Below are 15911 nucleotides of genomic sequence, written 5' to 3' on the forward strand. Positions count from 1 at the left end.
TTATTGAACTTTAGATGATGAATTTAAAATATAAGATTATGAAAATGAGTAAAATTAATAGCCTATTCTTAGGTTTAATATTAGCGGGAAGTGTAGGTCTTGTAAATGCACAAACAACTCAACCGGAAACTGCGACTGCAACAAGCCAATCGACGAATCCAACTATTGAAGGCCTTAAAAAGCAGGTTGAGGCCAATCCAAAGGATACTGAATCCTTAGCAAAATTAGCAGCAGCTTATCAGGATGCTTCAGACTGGACCAATGCCATTGATACCTGGAAAAAGATTTCTGCTTTACTACCGGACTGGGCTCCGTCTTATTACAGTCAGGCTTATGCCTATCAGTCTGCTAAAGATGATGCCAATGCAAAACTTGCTTACGAAAAGTATATCGCAACAGTAAAACCTGAAGAAGTAGAGCAAAATAAGAAAAATCTGGCATACGCCTATTTCTATATTGCCTTTGCAGAACAGAAAACTGATCCTAATAAGGCAAAAGAGCATATTGCTAAATCTATTCAGTATGACCCTACCAACGAGGATGCTGTGAAGCTTAGCAAAGCTTTAAATTCATAAAGAAAATGCCGGAAATTTTTCCGGCATTTTTATATAGTAATACTGTGCAGCTGTTTAAATTTACACTTCTACATTTCCGGTTATCTTATTCAATCATTTTTCCAAAAAAATCTGTTTCACCATGGAGATGGCTTATGATTTTCTCAATATTCCTCCGGATCCCTGCTTCTGTTTTTAAATTATTAATATACCGTATAAGTTCATGTCTTCTTGAAGGGATCAGCTTTTCGAAATTCTTTGTCGCCAGACTGCTTTCTTTAATAGCTTTTTCCAATTGCGGATGAATGGAGATACTTCTGTCGGAGTTATCATATTCCAGAACTACTTCAATGACTTCTCCTATTCTTTTGGGAGAGTTTTTCAGCATAATGAGATTAATATATAGCCTCCACTCCCCAAGATATTTCATAAGGTTCTGTTTAAATTCCTTTCCATTCACGGTTCCTTTTACCGGAACAGGACTTTTATTTCTTCCGGATTTTTCAAAAATCGTATCCAGTATTTCCTCCGGAACAAATACAAACGGATTAATTCCTATGATTTCCAATGTGGCTGTGAAACGGTTGTTTTCCATAGATAGCAAATTTAAACTGATCAGGCTGGAAGCTAGAAGCTAGAAGCTAGAAGCTAGAAGCTAGAAGCTAGAAGCAAAGTTAACTGTTTGATTTAATATTAATAGATTTTTTTTCCTGCCCTCTCTGCTCTCAAACTCTCAGACTCCCAAACTCTCACCCCTGACCTCCGTAACTCAAAATTCATACTTCAGAACCCAATTAATTCCCTATCTTTGTATCAATAAATCTATTTATCAAAATGAAATTTTTTATTGACACAGCTAATTTAGAGCAAATTAAGGAAGCAAGAGATCTTGGAATTTTGGATGGGGTAACAACCAACCCTTCATTAATGGCAAAAGAAGGTATTCAGGGTGCTGAAGCCATCAGAAACCATTACAAAACGATCTGCGAACTTGTAGACGGAGATATTTCTGCTGAAGTTCTTTCTACAACGTATGAAGAAATGATCAAAGAAGGAGACGAATTGGCTGCTATTCACCCAAATATCGTTGTAAAAATTCCGATGATCAAAGACGGAATCAAAGCATTAAAATATTTTTCTGATAAAGGAATCAAAACCAACTGTACATTGATCTTCTCTCCAGGGCAGGCTCTTTTGGCAGCAAAAGCAGGAGCTACTTATGTTTCCCCATTCTTAGGAAGACTGGATGATATTTCTACAGACGGTCTGAACCTTATCCAGGAAATCAGATTAATTTTTGATAACTATATGTTCGAAACTGAAATCTTAGCAGCTTCTATCCGTCACTCAATGCATATTATTGACTGTGCTAAAATCGGAGCGGATGTTATTACATCTCCACTTCCTCCGATCTTGAGCTTATTGAAGCACCCATTGACAGACAGCGGACTGGCTCAGTTTATTGCAGATTCTCAGAAATTGGCATAATAGCTGATCCTTTGCTCAGATATAACAAAATCCCGGAACATTGTTCCGGGATTTTTTATCTTTATACAGATCTTATTATTTCCGGATTTAACTACCTGATTACATGTGAATCAAATAGTAAATAAAAGCCATGAGAAAAAATATTATTCTGTTCGCATTACTCTGTTTTTCTTTTGTGTTCTCTCAAGACATTATCTTTTCAAAAGAAAAGCTTGAACAACTCAATCAATTTAACCTTGAACATAAAAGCCGGGCTTTTATTATTTTTCAAAATGGAGCAATCATTAATGAAAAATATTTCGGAACAAAAATTATTAACAAAATGCCTTTTGACGAAAATGCCAACTGGTATTGGGCTTCAGCCGGAAAATCCCTTACTGCAGTGTTGATCGGTATTGCCCAGCAGGAGGATTTATTAAGCATCAATGATCCGGTTTCAAAATATCTGGGAAGATGGACAGGAATGGATAAAAAGGATGAAGATAAGATCACCGTCAGAAACCTTCTCACTATGACTTCGGGACTTGATTATGTACAGGATCAGCAATGCGGGTCTGCCAGCTGTTTTGTGCTTAAAAATACTTCCGGGACTTTCTGGTATTATGATACCTCAGCGTATTCCCAACTGGCTAAAGTGATTGAAAAAGCGAGTCACAAAAGCATCGATCAGTATACTTATGAAAAGCTTTCAGGTGCAAAAATTTCAGAAAAATGGATCCCTTTTGAAAATGGACTTGTATTTTCAAGTAACGCAAAAAGCTTTTTACAATTTGGAAAACTGATCTTAAATAAAGGGAAACTTGACGGCAAAATGTATTACTCTTATGATGATTATTTTAAGCAGATGATAGATTCTTCGCAGGATCTTAATCCTTCTTACGGTTATTTATGGTGGCTTAATGGAAAAAATGTTATAAAAATTCCCGGAGTTGAACAACCCTTCAATCAGTCGCTCGTTCCTGATGCTCCGAAAGATATATTTTGTGCACTGGGCAAAAACGGTCAAATCCTCGATGTTATTCCCAGCCAAAATCTTATCATCCTAAGAATGGGTGAAAACCCTAATGGTTACAGCAATATGATAAAATTTCACAGAGACCTTTGGGATCAGATTTTAAAATAAAATGTCTGAAATGAAATCCAGACATTTTATGATATCCTGTAAAATATCATTTCAGCAGGTCCAGTTCAAGAATATTGTTCTGCTTCTTAAGATCATTTTTCATCTTCAGTTCTTTTTCTTTTTTTCCTTTATCTTGAGTTACCAGTTTTCCGGAATCATCTATTTCCTGGATTTCAACTCCCTGTGCTAACATCTGTTTTTCACTTTTCATAGGATCTGCAAGATATTCTTTAAAGGCTTTTCGGTATTTTGCTTCAGTTACAGTAACAAGTGCATTGAATCTTTCTTTTTCTTTAGTGCTCTTCCACTCATATCCGGCTGGAAGTTTTTTAATTCCTTTTAATTCAAATGAATGGGTATGAGAAGCGTCTTCAATCTTTACAATCAACCCGGGAAGTCCTGAGAACTTATAAGGGCCATCCTGAATAGGAAGATCCGTAGTAAACCATGCAGTCCATTTTCTACCCGCAAAAGAACATACTGCTTTTTGGGCAGAAAAGCCTCCTGTTTTTTCTTTATCAGGAAGAATTTTCCAGTCCTGTTTTCTTTCATCCTGTACCATATATTCATCCGCTGACAAATTGTTAAAAAAACGTACCGAATAATCAGGATAGGTTTTTCAACACTATGAACCACCTTACCTTTAAATTTTATACCGGAAAAGTTGATTTCTCCATTTCCTGCCTGCAGCTGCTTTTCCATAGATGCAGTCATCAGTGAATCAGACTCAAAAATATCTTTACTGTAAAACCTGGATCCTTTGGAAATAACATCCAGAAACATTATTTCAGTTTCAGGTTTGTCTTTAGCAGTTGAATCAATACTGTATTTATACTCATAAATAAATCTTTTATTCTGAGCATTGACTGCCAAAGTCAATAGCAGACTGAATGCAATAATTATTTTTTTCATAGATTATCAGTTGAAAAATTATTTAGTTTTCTTTTACTATTGCTTTAACAACCCTACACGGATTTCCCACAGCCACTACATTATCAGGAATATTTTTAGTAACAACACTTCCCGCCCCTATCACCGAGTTATTTCCAATAGAAATACCCGGTAGTACAACCACATTTCCTCCTAACCAGACATTATCACCTACTTTTATAGGATGTGCATACTCCAGTCCTTCATTTCTTTGTTTTGTATCCAATGGATGACCTGCTGTATAAAAGCTGCAGTTAGGCCCGATAAAAACATTATCTCCGAACTCGACAGCAGCACAGTCTAAAATAACAAGATTATGATTGGCATAGAAATTCTCTCCTACTTTTATATTATATCCGTAATCGCACCAGAAATTGGGTTCGATACAAATATTTTCCTGGATACTGCCCATAATCTGCTTGAGTAGTCTGTATCTGTTTTTTATATCTGAGTTTTTCAACCCATTATATTCCTGGCACAGATCTTTACATACAATACGTTCCTGAATGAGCTCCTTATCGTAATTGGCATTATATAAAAGTCCGGCTGCACATTTTTCCTTTTCTGTCATGAGATATAACATTGATTATTGACTATTGAAAGATAAGAAATTTGCAACAATGATCTTAATTGATATTCATCATCTAAATCTTGAAAATAAAAAACAGAATAACAAATTTCTGCTATTCTGTTTACAGTAGAAAATATAATAATTTTAGTTCACCAGATCCGGTTCGATCGGATTATTATCTTTTTTAAGGGCTTCTTTAGTATTTTTTTCTATTTCCCTCAGTACCTGATTGGGATCTGAGATTTCTTTGCCATCTCCCGTTCTCAGCTTAAAACTAAATTTGGTATTGCCATCACTATTCTTCATCAACATTTCTCTCATATTCTTTGCAGGATCATTTACATAAGCCTTCCATACTTTTTTGAACTGATCTTTTGTTACTTCCAGCTCTTTTCCGCCTATTCCCAGTACCTTTACATGATCAGGCACCTGCATTTCCGAGTCAGCGGCCGGAGTATTAATTGTTTTATTACCTATCATCGTCATTATGTGAGATCCGGTGGTGTCCTCAATTTTTACGATAAGGCCCGGAAGTCCGTAAAAAACATAAGGGCCATCCTGAAAAGGAAGATCTGTTGTAAACCAGGCAATCCATTCTCTTCCTCCAAAGCTGGCAGTGGCTTTCTGAGCCTGGTACGCTCCTATTTTTTGTTTCTCAGGCAATATTTTCCATTCCGGTTTCTGATCTTCTTTTATTTTATACTTATCTGTAGAAATGCTTCTGAAGAGATAAGTTTTAAAATCCGGGTATTGCTTGGTTACTTTATAGGAAACCTGTCCCGGCCTCTCTCTTTTGTTGACACTGATATTTCCGCTGCCTGCTTTCAACTGTTTTTCAAGTTCGGCTTTTCCTATAGAATCGGCTACAAATTTATCACGGCTATAGTAACTTGATCCGTTTTTATCGATATCAAGCATCATCATTTCAGTCTTTACATCTGTTTTATTATTGGAATCCGGAATAAACTTATATTCATAAAAAAACCTGTTGACCTGTGCACTGGTCAGCACGCCCAGAAATATAAAAAATAGAATTTTGCTTTTCATAATGTAAGATTAAAAAAGGCTTTGTCAATCTGAAACTGACAAAGCCTGATGGAACTTTATTTCTTTGTCTCAATTCTTATTTCTCCCTGTTTAAAATCTCCTTTTTTCTGAGTATTGACATTGACTCTTGATATATTATTGTTGTCTAATGAATTTACATCATCCCTGGAAGCTTCTTTCCCGTCAATATAGTACTTATATTTCACATCGTCATTACCACTTATTCTGAACTTTTTGACTCCATTCATGGCAATATTTCCGTTGCCATCCTTTTTAATGAAATCAGCATTCATTACAATTACATCAGGTGAGGCGTTGGTTACTTTAATAAAAGTACCATCTCTAAAGCTGATTGATCTTTTTTCTGCTTCCACACGGGCTTTTTCAACGTCTGTTCTTATTCTATCCGCATCAAACCTGATTTTATCTGCTTCAATTCTCGCTTTGTCTCCCTCTATTCTTGCTTTCTCTCCTTCCACTCTGGCTTTTGCTGCTTCTTTCATAGCATTTTTTGCTTCTGCCATTACTTTACGTACTTCTTCTTTTTCTTTAGAGCTAAGATCTTTATAGTAGACCGTATTATTGTTTTTAAAATAAACTACTTTCGGAGCTTTTGGAGCCTGAGGTTCAGCTGGTGCATTAGGTGGTGTGGGGGGAACGATGTGTTTTACAGCTCTTTCAGCTGCTCTTCCCGCTTTTTTAGCCGCTCTTTCTATTTTACGAAGTGCTTTCTTATCAAGAGGATCCATATTTTCAAGTTCCTTCATTTGATTTTTCCATTCAGCGGAATTGAAATATTCATCAACTTCAACTTTAGAAGCCATCTCTCCTATCTCTGATGCCAGGTTACTTATTTCTTCAATTTTATCACTGAAGGCATCACTTTCCGGATCCAATCCATCCAGCTCCTTCTCTTTTTCTTTTATCTTTTTTTCAAGCTCGGTCAATTTTGTATGATCTTCCGGTGATACAGATTTTAATCCTGTAATATTTCCCTGAACAGATTTTTCAGGTCTTACCGTATCTTTTTTGATTTCTGAAACTGCTTTTTTTATGGAAAGATTGGTTTCTTCAATTTCTCTGTTCTTTGCATTTACCAGATAAGCAAAAGCTACGGTAAATAACACCGGCAATGCAAGAATTCTTCGCGCATATCCGAACTTGGTTTTTGGTTTTTGTAACATTTTAAGTCTTTTTTTAAGGTTTGAACTTAGAAACGGACTGGCAGCAGGCAACTGTGTTCCGGAAAAGTGGCTTGCTAAAAGCATCTGCGCAAATGCTTTGGTGTCCGATTGCTGTACGGCTTTTTTATCAGCCAGGTACTCGTGGATGAGACTAATTTCTTTTTTGATGATATGAAAAAACGGATTGAACCAGAAAACAGAAGTAATAATCTCGATAAAAATCTTATCAAAGGAATGTTTCTGCTCAATATGTACCATCTCATGCTTTAAAATCTGTTTTCCTATATCAGAATGCAGGCTAATAGCATTCTTCCAGAAAAGATTCTTAAAGTATGAAAACGGGGCTTCGCTAAGATCTGTACGGTAAAAGTTGATCCCGTCAAAACTTTCTTTCTGAAACTCTTTTTTAAACTGCTGGATTTTGAAAATTCCATAGATCAGCTTCCCTAAAAAATAGAGAGAAACCAGTCCCAGAGCTGAAAAAATAAGGTTAAAATAAAGGTTACCATTGTCTATGTTTTTGTGTGTGTTAAAATTCTGAATCTTGTCAAGAAGCATATACATATCATTATTTACCTCTATCGTAAAATCGTCTACTCTGATGAGTGGCAGCAGCAGTGATATCACGATTGCAGCCAACAGATAAAATCTGTTATAATGATGGAATGTCTTGTCTTTTAAAGACAACTGATAGTACAAGAATGTTACACCCGAACATAAAATTGTTTTCCCAAAGTATAAAAGTATTGCTTCCATAGGTATTAGTCTTTCTTTTTGAGTTCATCCAATAACATCTCAAGGTCTTCTACCGTCATTTCATTTTTTTCTACCAGAAATGAAACGGCACTTTTGTAAGAGCCTTTAAAATAATTTTTCACAAGGCTTTTCATGGTCTTCCCGGAGTACTGTTCTTTTGAAACAAGCGGAAAATACTCATGTTGCCTTCCGTGTACACGATAGTCTACAAATTCTTTGTCTTTCAATACTTTTAAAATGGTAGAGACCGTATTGGTATGCGGTTTAGGATCCGGAAAAAGATCAAGAACATCCTTCAGGAATCCTTTTTCTATTTTCCATACATACTGCATTACCTGCTCTTCTGCTTTTGTTAAAGTCTGAATTTTCATATCCTGTTCATTTATCAATTATCGTGATATAAAGCATCCAATTCTATATCACTAAGAAATTAGTTATACAAATGTAGAAATAAATTTGAACCAAACAACTATTTTTTTAGTGATAAACTCGCGCAAAAATACAACACTCTGAAAATCAATAAAATAAAAATAAATAAAATATATTAATTTTTTAAAGGAGAGAAAATATTAACTGTTTAATCCACAGAAAAAGAGTCATTTCAGGGATAAATTCTTAAAACTTGTTAAATTTTATTAAATAAAATTAAAATGAATTTGTTTTAACCGGGAAATTATATTTATTTTAGTGCTTTAAAAATTTCTCATGAAAAGATATAATTTATTGATTGTACTATTACTGCTTATTTTTAACGTTACTACAGCACAAAAGAAGGGTTCTCCTGCTGCTGATCTTAGCATACTAAAAGATACAAAATCAAAAATCGAAGCTACCGTTCCATTGGTTATCCAACATCTTCAGACGATTGCAACTAAAGAAGGAGATAATAATATTGTGAATAACGGAAAGATTGCTTTAGGTAAAGAATACAGTACTTTAGAATCTGAGTGGTTCTTATATAGAAACAATATGAAAAACTGTATCCTGAACAATTCCTCTAAAAAAGCTAAAAAATGTATGGAATACCATAACAATATGTTTAGAGGTACTATGATCAATTATAACAATTATATTACCAACCTTACAAGAAAGAACGGATACTTAGGCGTAGATGGTGATACTAAATTTGATTTTAAACCAGCTGATATCGCTACAAAATTAAACGAAGCTTACTTTAATGCCAATGATGCGGCAGGAAGAATGAAAGCTGATCAGAAAAGAGAATTTTTGGGACAGACCATGTCTGACGACAACAAGCTGGCTCCTTATGGCCAGCTGGCTCAATAAGATCTGGCGTTTTATAAAATAAAAAAAGAGAACTGTAATTACTTACGGTTCTCTTTTTTGTTCGAAAAAGCAAAAAATCTCTGCCAGAAAAAGCAGTTTTGTGGTACTAATCATAAAACCCTTGGGGAAAAAGTAGAAAATTAGGCAGAGATTTTTTTGCATACACTCTACAGATCAACTGTCCTACCCATGATCTGTAAGAGCTTTACAAAAATAGGAGTAAGACCTTTATTGGCAGAAGAATGCCTGTAGAATTAAACGCTCACTACTGTAGAAGTAATACTACTTCCCCTGTTTCCACCAATGATAGTAATTGTGCATTCCATCAAATTCGAATCCACAGCGTGGATATAATGTGTTTCCGATATCATTGGTCTTTTCTGTTTCAAGCATGAGTCCGCACGCTCCTGTTTCCTCGCACCATTGCTTGCTGCGGTCAATCAATGCAACAGAAAGCCCTTTTCCTCTATAATCAGGATGAACAAACAAATCGCTTAACAGCCATTGTTTTTGCAGCTTAGTATAATGAAATAACTTATAAAGCTGAACAAATCCCACTGCTTTTCCATCTGTCACTGCAAGAAAAATATCAGATTCACTGTTCAAAAAGCGTTCTCTGAGAAAAACTTTTCCTTTTTCAACATCTGATTCCTGTCTGTAAAAAACACGGTAAAGATTGAATAATTCAGCTGTTTCATCAAGATCCTCAAGGCTTGCCTTTTTAATAATGTAATTCATTGTTATATATTTTTTATTAACAGCGCAAAAGTAGCCTTAACCATGACCACTCATATCATCCAGAATAATATTAAATCCATAGGCCAGACAGGTTTCTGATCTTTCTTATATCATACAATAAATACCGCATGTTTCGGATTGTATCGTCCTGAACAACTTCAGATTTTTGCAGAATAAAATGTAACCCGTGAAAAATATTGTTCATAAAATAAAAAATACAGACTGGCAAGACATTACAGAAACAATGCATCAAAACGGATATGCCCTCATCCCTGATCTGCTGTCTGAAGATGAATGTGAAGCATTGAAGGCCAGCTATGACCATTCTGTTCTTTACCGCAAAACAGTAGTTATGGCCAGACATCGTTTCGGACTGGGAGAATATAAATATTTTACCTACCCATTACCTGAAATCATTCAAACCATCAGAACAACCATTTACCCTTATCTGGCTTCTATTGCCAATTCCTGGTTCAATGTCTTACATATTGATACTCAATTTCCTCTAGATCATCAGGAATTTTTACATCAGTGCCATGCTAACGGACAGCAGAAAGCCACTGTTTTAATTCTGAAATATGGAAAAAGTGGATTTAATACGCTGCATCAGGATTTATATGGAGAGATGTACTTTCCTATTCAAATTGTACTCATGCTCAGTGAACCTGAGAAAGATTTTACAGGTGGGGAATTTGTACTTACCCAACAGATTCCGCGGTCACAGTCAAAAGCTATTGTTTTAAAGCCTAAAAAGGGAGATGTCCTTATTTTCACTACTCAATTTAAACCGGAAAAAGGGACCAAAGGCTATTACAGAGTCAATATGAAACACGGTGTAAGTGAAATCAGAGAAGGAAACAGGTATGCGTTGGGAGTTATTTTTCACGACGCTATAAGTTAATGGGCAGATTGTCATCTACTATGATCCTACATTCCCACATATCACCTGAAAATTTAAGAAGTAAAATCCGCAGCATGGAAATATGTTTTGGAGGCAATAAAAAACTCAAGATTTACGGATTGTTAAACTGTAAATCAGGAAAAAGAATGAAAAAAGAAAACAGAATTTTCTTCACCAATGAAAAGGAAGCTTTGCAAAATAAATTCCGTCCTTGTGGCCACTGTATGAAAGAAGCGTATAAAAATTGGAAAAAGCACGATTACTGTAATTAAAAATCAAATTGATAATTTTTCAATATATATATCAAATGTCACCCTGGCAGATAAGTTAACATAATAAAAAATTTATAAAAATCAGGTATTTTAAGTATATATAATATTAAAAAATTTGTATCATTGCACCATAATAACCATACCGACATCAACTTATTCATGATTAAGAAAGCTATATTCTCAATTGGATTTACTCTAAGCTTTATTTTACTTTCTGCTCAGACGGCAGCTAAACTGGAAGTTCGCTACAGTATGAAATTCATTCCCGACAGTACAAAAAAAAACAATGCTTCTTATGCCGAAGTAACTTTATTATGTAATGAAAACGAATCTCTTTACTATAGTCCTGATGCAAAAAAATATTATGACTATTTATATAAGAAAACAAGAGAAATGTCAGGAAATAAAATTGACTTAGGTTCTCTTCCAGCATATCCAAAAGTAAGAGGAAATGTTTATAGAGATGGAAGTACAATTACCGCAACACTGCCAGTAAGCAAATATAATTATTCATTTGAAGAACCCCAACTCAAATGGGAATTGTTGAAAGACACCAAAACAATTGATGGAATGAAATGTAATCTGGCTCAAACCACAACAGATACTGGCGACATTTTTTTTGCATGGTATACTCAGCAATATCCATTTTCAGAAGGCCCCTTCAGATTTAAAGGATTACCCGGTTTAATTATAAAATTGTATAATAAAAACAATACCATAGAAATCAATGCTTCTGAAATAAGACAGTCCTCCGAAATTATCGAACCTTTATCATTAGGACGCATCATAAAATTAAAATCGAAGGAGGAATTTTTAAAGGCACGTAAGACCTATTATGAAAATCCCAATATCAATTCATTAGGAGATGATATCATTATTAAAGATGATAGAGGAACAGACTATACCAAAAGAAGAAAGGATGAATTGAGCTCTCAGAATGTATTTTTAGACTAATAAAAACTTTTTTAATATAAATTTTTAACCATGAAAAAATTATTTTTATTTGGAGCATTATTAACTGCTTCATTAACATTTGCAAACACATTTGAAGTAAACAGCTTTGCCAGTAAAAAAGAAACTTTCACAAAAATTGAACAAATAACCAATGTTCAAAATGTTAGAGTTACTAAACTTTTTAAAGGGTATTACACTGTAGAGTTCGATTTACCTTGTGGAGGAGGCCATATGACAGTAACTTTTGCAAGTGAATCCCCTAATGAAGCTGGAAATCAAGGATTTATTGATGACTTAGCGAATGCTGTAAATAGCGGTGTATCACAAGGCTGTAAGTATAAAGCTGAATTCGGTTTATAATCTTATAGAAACGCCTTCGATTGAAGGCGTTTTTTATTTACTTTCCGCTATTTTCAAATATCAAATAGTAGATCACTCATAAAACAACAAACATAAAAAAATCGGTATAACAATAAGTCATACCGATTTCTCGTTTTAGTAGCGGGAACCGGACTCGAACCGATGACCTTCGGGTTATGAGCCCGACGAGCTACCTACTGCTCCATCCCGCGGTGTATTTTTAGAGTGCCTACCGAAAGCACTTGCTTAGTAGCGGGAACCGGACTCGAACCGATGACCTTCGGGTTATGAGCCCGACGAGCTACCTACTGCTCCATCCCGCGGTGTATTTTTAGAGTGCTTACCGAAAGCACTTGCTTAGTAGCGGGAACCGGACTCGAACCGATGACCTTCGGGTTATGAGCCCGACGAGCTACCTACTGCTCCATCCCGCGGTGTATTTTTAGAGTGCTTACCGAAAGCACTGCTTAGTAGCGGGAACCGGACTCGAACCGATGACCTTCGGGTTATGAGCCCGACGAGCTACCTACTGCTCCATCCCGCGGTGTATTTTTAGAGTGCCTACCGAAAGCACTGCTTAGTAGCGGGAACCGGACTCGAACCGATGACCTTCGGGTTATGAGCCCGACGAGCTACCTACTGCTCCATCCCGCGATATTGGATTGCAAAGGTACGAATATTTTTTAAAAATCCTAATTTTTCTTTTAAATAAAGGACTTTTATGAAAACTATTTTATTATTTGTATCTTTGTTTTATGGCAAAAATATTAAAAATTTATCCGGACAACCCACAGGAAAATCTTGTGAATGAGGTTATTAAAACATTAAATAATGGCGGACTGATCATCTATCCTTCTGATACCATTTATGCTTTAGGCTGTAATATTTTTGACATCAAAGCCATGGAAAAACTGGCGCAGCTCAAAAAAACAAAGCTTGAGAAATCAAAATTCTCCATTATATGTAATGATCTAAGCCATCTTTCTGACTTTACAAGACCTATTGAAACTTCAGTTTTCAGGTTTCTGAAAAGTCATCTTCCAGGGCCCTTTACGTTCATTCTTGAAGCTAATAAAAGTCTGCCTTTAGCATATAAAGGTCATAAAACAATTGGTATCCGTGTTCCGGACCACCCGATTCCACAGCTGATTGTTGAAAAATTAGGACATCCTATTGCTTCCACTTCCATCAGAGACGATGACGAAATCATTGAATATTCTACCGATCCTGAACTTATTGCTGAAAAATATGATCACTTGGTAGATATTGTTATTGATTCAGGATATGGAGATAATGTAGCGTCAACTATTGTAGATCTTACCTCAGGAGAACCGGAAGTTATCCGTCAGGGAAAAGGTATTATTTAATTCTGATTAAGGTTCAGGCTTAAGCTTATATTTGAGAGATTGGATTATGGGGTTTATGGGGAAGTATTCTGTAGGAATTTTACTCACTTTTGTGCTTTTAGCTTCTGTGATGCTGTATGCTTTTCCTGCTGTCAGCATAATAACAGGAACAAAAGGAATTACCAGAGACAATTTTTTTCTCACCAGGGTTGCGATCTGGGGAGTTTTTCTTCTGATATTTCTATACAGTCTTTTTATAGAAAAAGAGTCATTTTTATTAAAAAAAGAGAGCCCTTATCCCATAGCATTCTATATAAAAACAATCTTTTACTTATACCTCATCTGCTGTATTGGAGGAGCTGTTCTGAATGTGATGATACAGCTTTTGATTCAGGAAAAAGTAAGTGATAAATTTTTGGAACTTAACTTCATTTTTAAAAATGATTATTTTTTAATTATTTTTACATCCTTTACGGCAGGTACTGTAGAAGAATTTCTTATGCGTGGCTATATACAGCCCAGAATTGAACGAATTTACAACAGTCCACTTGCGGGAATATTGGTATCGGCTATTCTGTTTGGGATCCTTCACAGTACTTATGGCACTATAAGTCAGGTAGTCATACCTTTCTTTATTGGAGTTGCTTTTGCTATGTTTTATAAACTGTATTCCAATATTAAAATTCTGATCATCTGTCATTTTATGATTGACTTTATTTCCCTGATGGCCATGAATTTTATTGATATTAAACAATTATCTGTATTTTAAACATTATGAAAATTATAACATCCCCTGCAAAACTGATGAACGTAGAAAATTCAACAGACCTGTTGAGAACCACTACCCCAAAATTCATTGAAGATGCAGCCTATATACAAACTTATTTAAAAGAGAAGTCTCCAAAATATCTTTCCGAACTGATGGAAATATCAGCTAAACTGGCGGATGAAAACTGGGAAAGAAACCAGAAATGGAAATCCAAGCCTACTGCAAAAGAATCTGCTCCGGCCATGTTTGCTTTTACAGGAGAGGTTTACAGAGGGCTGGATGCCAAAACACTGGATAAAAATGCTGTAGATTACCTTCAGAAAAACTACAGAATCCTTTCCGGGCTTTACGGTTTACTGAAACCTTCGGATAAAGTAATGTTGTACAGGCTTGAAATGGGACGCCCTTTTGAATTTGAACAATACAAAAACCTCTATGAATTCTGGAGAGAAAAGATCACAGAACAGCTGAATTCCGAAATGAAAAAAGGAGAAATTCTTCTTCATCTTGCCAGCAATGAATACGGAAAAGTAGTTGACAGAAAAAAGCTGAACCACAAAGTGATTGATTTTGATTTTTACGAGTTGAAAGATGGAAAGTTAAAGACCATTGTGGTTTACACCAAACACGCAAGAGGCCTTGTGGTAAGATTCTGTGCAGAAACCAACGCCAAAACTCTGGAGGATGTAAAAGCCTTCAACTATGAAGGGTATAGAATTGATGAAGAGAAATCCACGGATACAAAACTGGTTTTTACAAGATAAATGACAATTTCAGCCTTTAAAAAACATTTCAAAGCAGAACTTTCCGGGCTTTATACAGAGTCGGAAAGTATGTTTTTATCGTCTTTGTTCATTCATCAGATAGTCGGTTTTGATAATTTTCAACAAAGAAGATCTGCCAATCAGGAACTTCTGACTGATGATGAAGAAAAACTTTGTCATCTTGTATCAGAACTCAAATCCGGAAAACCTTACCAGCAAATCCTGGGCGAAACAGAATTTTATGGAATGAAGTTTTTTGTGGATGAGAATGTATTGATCCCTCGTCCTGAAACGGAAGAACTATTGGAGATTGCTATCAGAGAGATCAGAAGTTCAGGGATTAAAGTTCAGGGATTAAAAATTTTAGACATTGGAACCGGGAGCGGGGTGATTCCTTTGGTTTTAAAAAAATACTTTCCGGAAGCCCATGTTTCATCTGTTGATTTTTCTGAAAAAGCCTTGAGTACTGCCAAAAAAAATGCAGAGCACCATCAGTTGGATATCAATTTCATCCATGCAGATTATCTCAATGATGAACTCACAGAAAACTATGATATCATCATTTCAAATCCTCCATACATCGGAATCGAAGAAGAGGTTGAAATTGCAGATTCAGTGAAAGAATTTGAACCTAAAATGGCTCTTTTCTCCCCTACTGCTGATGCTTTGATTTTTTACAGAAAAATTGCGGAAGACGCCAAAAAGCATCTGAAAGACGGAGGGTTGCTTTTTTTAGAAATCAATCAGAAACTGGGGTCCGAAACCCTGGAACTGTATCAGTATTTCTCTGATGCTCAATTATTGAAGGATTTATCTGAAAATGACCGGTTTATTTATGGGAGGAAATAAGTAATTTTGCTTCCATAC

The 15911-nt window shown here is 35.6% G+C and carries 19 protein-coding genes and 5 tRNA genes; 12 read left to right on the forward strand and 12 right to left on the reverse strand.

Annotated features, from left to right (window positions below; translation table 11 throughout):
- Positions 1 to 44: 44 nt before the first annotated feature.
- Complete coding sequence (locus AC3FI7_RS05665) at positions 45 to 575, forward strand: tetratricopeptide repeat protein (protein ID WP_491461614.1); 531 nt, start codon at positions 45 to 47, stop codon at positions 573 to 575.
- Positions 576 to 660: 85 nt separating this feature from the next.
- Here AC3FI7_RS05665 and AC3FI7_RS05670 read toward each other — a convergent pair whose 3' ends face one another.
- Positions 661 to 1149 carry a YdeI/OmpD-associated family protein gene (locus tag AC3FI7_RS05670; RefSeq protein ID WP_142722815.1) on the reverse strand — a complete coding sequence of 163 codons (489 nt, stop codon included), beginning with the start codon at positions 1147 to 1149 and terminating at the stop codon, positions 661 to 663.
- A 239-nt stretch (positions 1150 to 1388) separates the two neighbouring features.
- On the opposite strand from AC3FI7_RS05670, the gene fsa reads away from it, so the two are divergent.
- Positions 1389 to 2042, forward strand: coding sequence for a fructose-6-phosphate aldolase (gene fsa, locus AC3FI7_RS05675; RefSeq protein ID WP_089692379.1), 654 nt, complete (start codon positions 1389 to 1391; stop codon positions 2040 to 2042).
- Between the two features lie 130 nt (positions 2043 to 2172).
- On the forward strand, positions 2173 to 3165 hold the full coding sequence (locus tag AC3FI7_RS05680) for a serine hydrolase domain-containing protein (protein ID WP_491461615.1): 993 nt from the start codon (positions 2173 to 2175) through the stop codon (positions 3163 to 3165).
- A 46-nt stretch (positions 3166 to 3211) separates the two neighbouring features.
- Here AC3FI7_RS05680 and AC3FI7_RS05685 read toward each other — a convergent pair whose 3' ends face one another.
- The 5 genes from AC3FI7_RS05685 to AC3FI7_RS05705 form a co-directional block, all read right to left on the reverse strand.
- Positions 3212 to 3745: a GLPGLI family protein gene (locus tag AC3FI7_RS05685; RefSeq protein WP_491461616.1), complete on the reverse strand. Its 534-nt coding sequence runs from the start codon at positions 3743 to 3745 to the stop codon at positions 3212 to 3214.
- A gap of 354 nt (positions 3746 to 4099) precedes the next feature.
- Positions 4100 to 4666 carry a sugar O-acetyltransferase gene (locus AC3FI7_RS05690; protein ID WP_491461617.1) on the reverse strand — a complete coding sequence of 189 codons (567 nt, stop codon included), beginning with the start codon at positions 4664 to 4666 and terminating at the stop codon, positions 4100 to 4102.
- Between the two features lie 144 nt (positions 4667 to 4810).
- Positions 4811 to 5713, reverse strand: coding sequence for a GLPGLI family protein (locus AC3FI7_RS05695; RefSeq protein ID WP_343658632.1), 903 nt, complete (start codon positions 5711 to 5713; stop codon positions 4811 to 4813).
- A gap of 56 nt (positions 5714 to 5769) precedes the next feature.
- Positions 5770 to 7653 carry a M56 family metallopeptidase gene (locus AC3FI7_RS05700; RefSeq protein WP_491461618.1) on the reverse strand — a complete coding sequence of 628 codons (1884 nt, stop codon included), beginning with the start codon at positions 7651 to 7653 and terminating at the stop codon, positions 5770 to 5772.
- Between the two features lie 5 nt (positions 7654 to 7658).
- Complete coding sequence (locus tag AC3FI7_RS05705) at positions 7659 to 8024, reverse strand: BlaI/MecI/CopY family transcriptional regulator (RefSeq protein ID WP_142722809.1); 366 nt, start codon at positions 8022 to 8024, stop codon at positions 7659 to 7661.
- Between the two features lie 334 nt (positions 8025 to 8358).
- Between AC3FI7_RS05705 and AC3FI7_RS05710 the strand changes: the two genes are divergently transcribed.
- The gene (locus AC3FI7_RS05710; RefSeq protein ID WP_491461619.1) at positions 8359 to 8940 is read left to right on the forward strand and encodes a hypothetical protein; all 582 of its coding nucleotides are present in this window, start codon (positions 8359 to 8361) and stop codon (positions 8938 to 8940) included.
- Positions 8941 to 9222: 282 nt separating this feature from the next.
- Here the strand turns inward: AC3FI7_RS05710 and AC3FI7_RS05715 are convergent, their stop codons facing one another.
- Positions 9223 to 9678 (reverse strand): GNAT family N-acetyltransferase, encoded by a 456-nt coding sequence (locus AC3FI7_RS05715; RefSeq protein WP_343658635.1) that lies wholly within the window; start codon positions 9676 to 9678, stop codon positions 9223 to 9225.
- A gap of 187 nt (positions 9679 to 9865) precedes the next feature.
- Between AC3FI7_RS05715 and AC3FI7_RS05720 the strand changes: the two genes are divergently transcribed.
- From AC3FI7_RS05720 to AC3FI7_RS05735, 4 genes are all read left to right on the forward strand, one after another.
- Positions 9866 to 10579 carry a 2OG-Fe(II) oxygenase gene (locus tag AC3FI7_RS05720; protein WP_343658636.1) on the forward strand — a complete coding sequence of 238 codons (714 nt, stop codon included), beginning with the start codon at positions 9866 to 9868 and terminating at the stop codon, positions 10577 to 10579.
- A gap of 20 nt (positions 10580 to 10599) precedes the next feature.
- Complete coding sequence (locus AC3FI7_RS05725; RefSeq protein WP_343658637.1) at positions 10600 to 10851, forward strand: Ada metal-binding domain-containing protein; 252 nt, start codon at positions 10600 to 10602, stop codon at positions 10849 to 10851.
- 123 nt (positions 10852 to 10974) lie between these two features.
- On the forward strand, positions 10975 to 11805 hold the full coding sequence (locus AC3FI7_RS05730; RefSeq protein ID WP_491461620.1) for a GLPGLI family protein: 831 nt from the start codon (positions 10975 to 10977) through the stop codon (positions 11803 to 11805).
- Positions 11806 to 11835: 30 nt separating this feature from the next.
- Complete coding sequence (locus AC3FI7_RS05735) at positions 11836 to 12165, forward strand: hypothetical protein (protein ID WP_491461621.1); 330 nt, start codon at positions 11836 to 11838, stop codon at positions 12163 to 12165.
- Between the two features lie 139 nt (positions 12166 to 12304).
- Here the strand turns inward: AC3FI7_RS05735 and AC3FI7_RS05740 are convergent.
- From AC3FI7_RS05740 to AC3FI7_RS05760, 5 genes are all read right to left on the reverse strand, one after another.
- A tRNA-Met gene (locus AC3FI7_RS05740) sits at positions 12305 to 12377 on the reverse strand.
- Between the two features lie 38 nt (positions 12378 to 12415).
- Positions 12416 to 12488, reverse strand: a tRNA-Met gene (locus AC3FI7_RS05745).
- A 38-nt stretch (positions 12489 to 12526) separates the two neighbouring features.
- Positions 12527 to 12599 (reverse strand) — tRNA-Met (locus AC3FI7_RS05750).
- Positions 12600 to 12636: 37 nt separating this feature from the next.
- Positions 12637 to 12709, reverse strand: a tRNA-Met gene (locus AC3FI7_RS05755).
- Between the two features lie 37 nt (positions 12710 to 12746).
- A tRNA-Met gene (locus tag AC3FI7_RS05760) sits at positions 12747 to 12819 on the reverse strand.
- 101 nt (positions 12820 to 12920) lie between these two features.
- On the opposite strand from AC3FI7_RS05760, the gene AC3FI7_RS05765 reads away from it, so the two are divergent.
- From AC3FI7_RS05765 to prmC, 4 genes are read left to right on the forward strand one after another with little or no spacing between them, the layout of a single operon-like run.
- Positions 12921 to 13532, forward strand: coding sequence for an L-threonylcarbamoyladenylate synthase (locus AC3FI7_RS05765; protein WP_142722801.1), 612 nt, complete (start codon positions 12921 to 12923; stop codon positions 13530 to 13532).
- Positions 13533 to 13563: 31 nt separating this feature from the next.
- Positions 13564 to 14280 (forward strand): CPBP family intramembrane glutamic endopeptidase, encoded by a 717-nt coding sequence (locus tag AC3FI7_RS05770; protein ID WP_343658638.1) that lies wholly within the window; start codon positions 13564 to 13566, stop codon positions 14278 to 14280.
- A gap of 5 nt (positions 14281 to 14285) precedes the next feature.
- Positions 14286 to 15044, forward strand: coding sequence for a peroxide stress protein YaaA (gene yaaA / locus AC3FI7_RS05775; RefSeq protein ID WP_142722799.1), 759 nt, complete (start codon positions 14286 to 14288; stop codon positions 15042 to 15044).
- A complete protein-coding gene (gene prmC / locus AC3FI7_RS05780) occupies positions 15045 to 15893 on the forward strand; it encodes a peptide chain release factor N(5)-glutamine methyltransferase (protein WP_491461622.1) in 849 nt (282 codons plus the stop codon).
- Positions 15894 to 15911: the final 18 nt, after the last annotated feature.

The organism is Chryseobacterium sp. TQ-BC-N36, assembly GCF_058382295.1.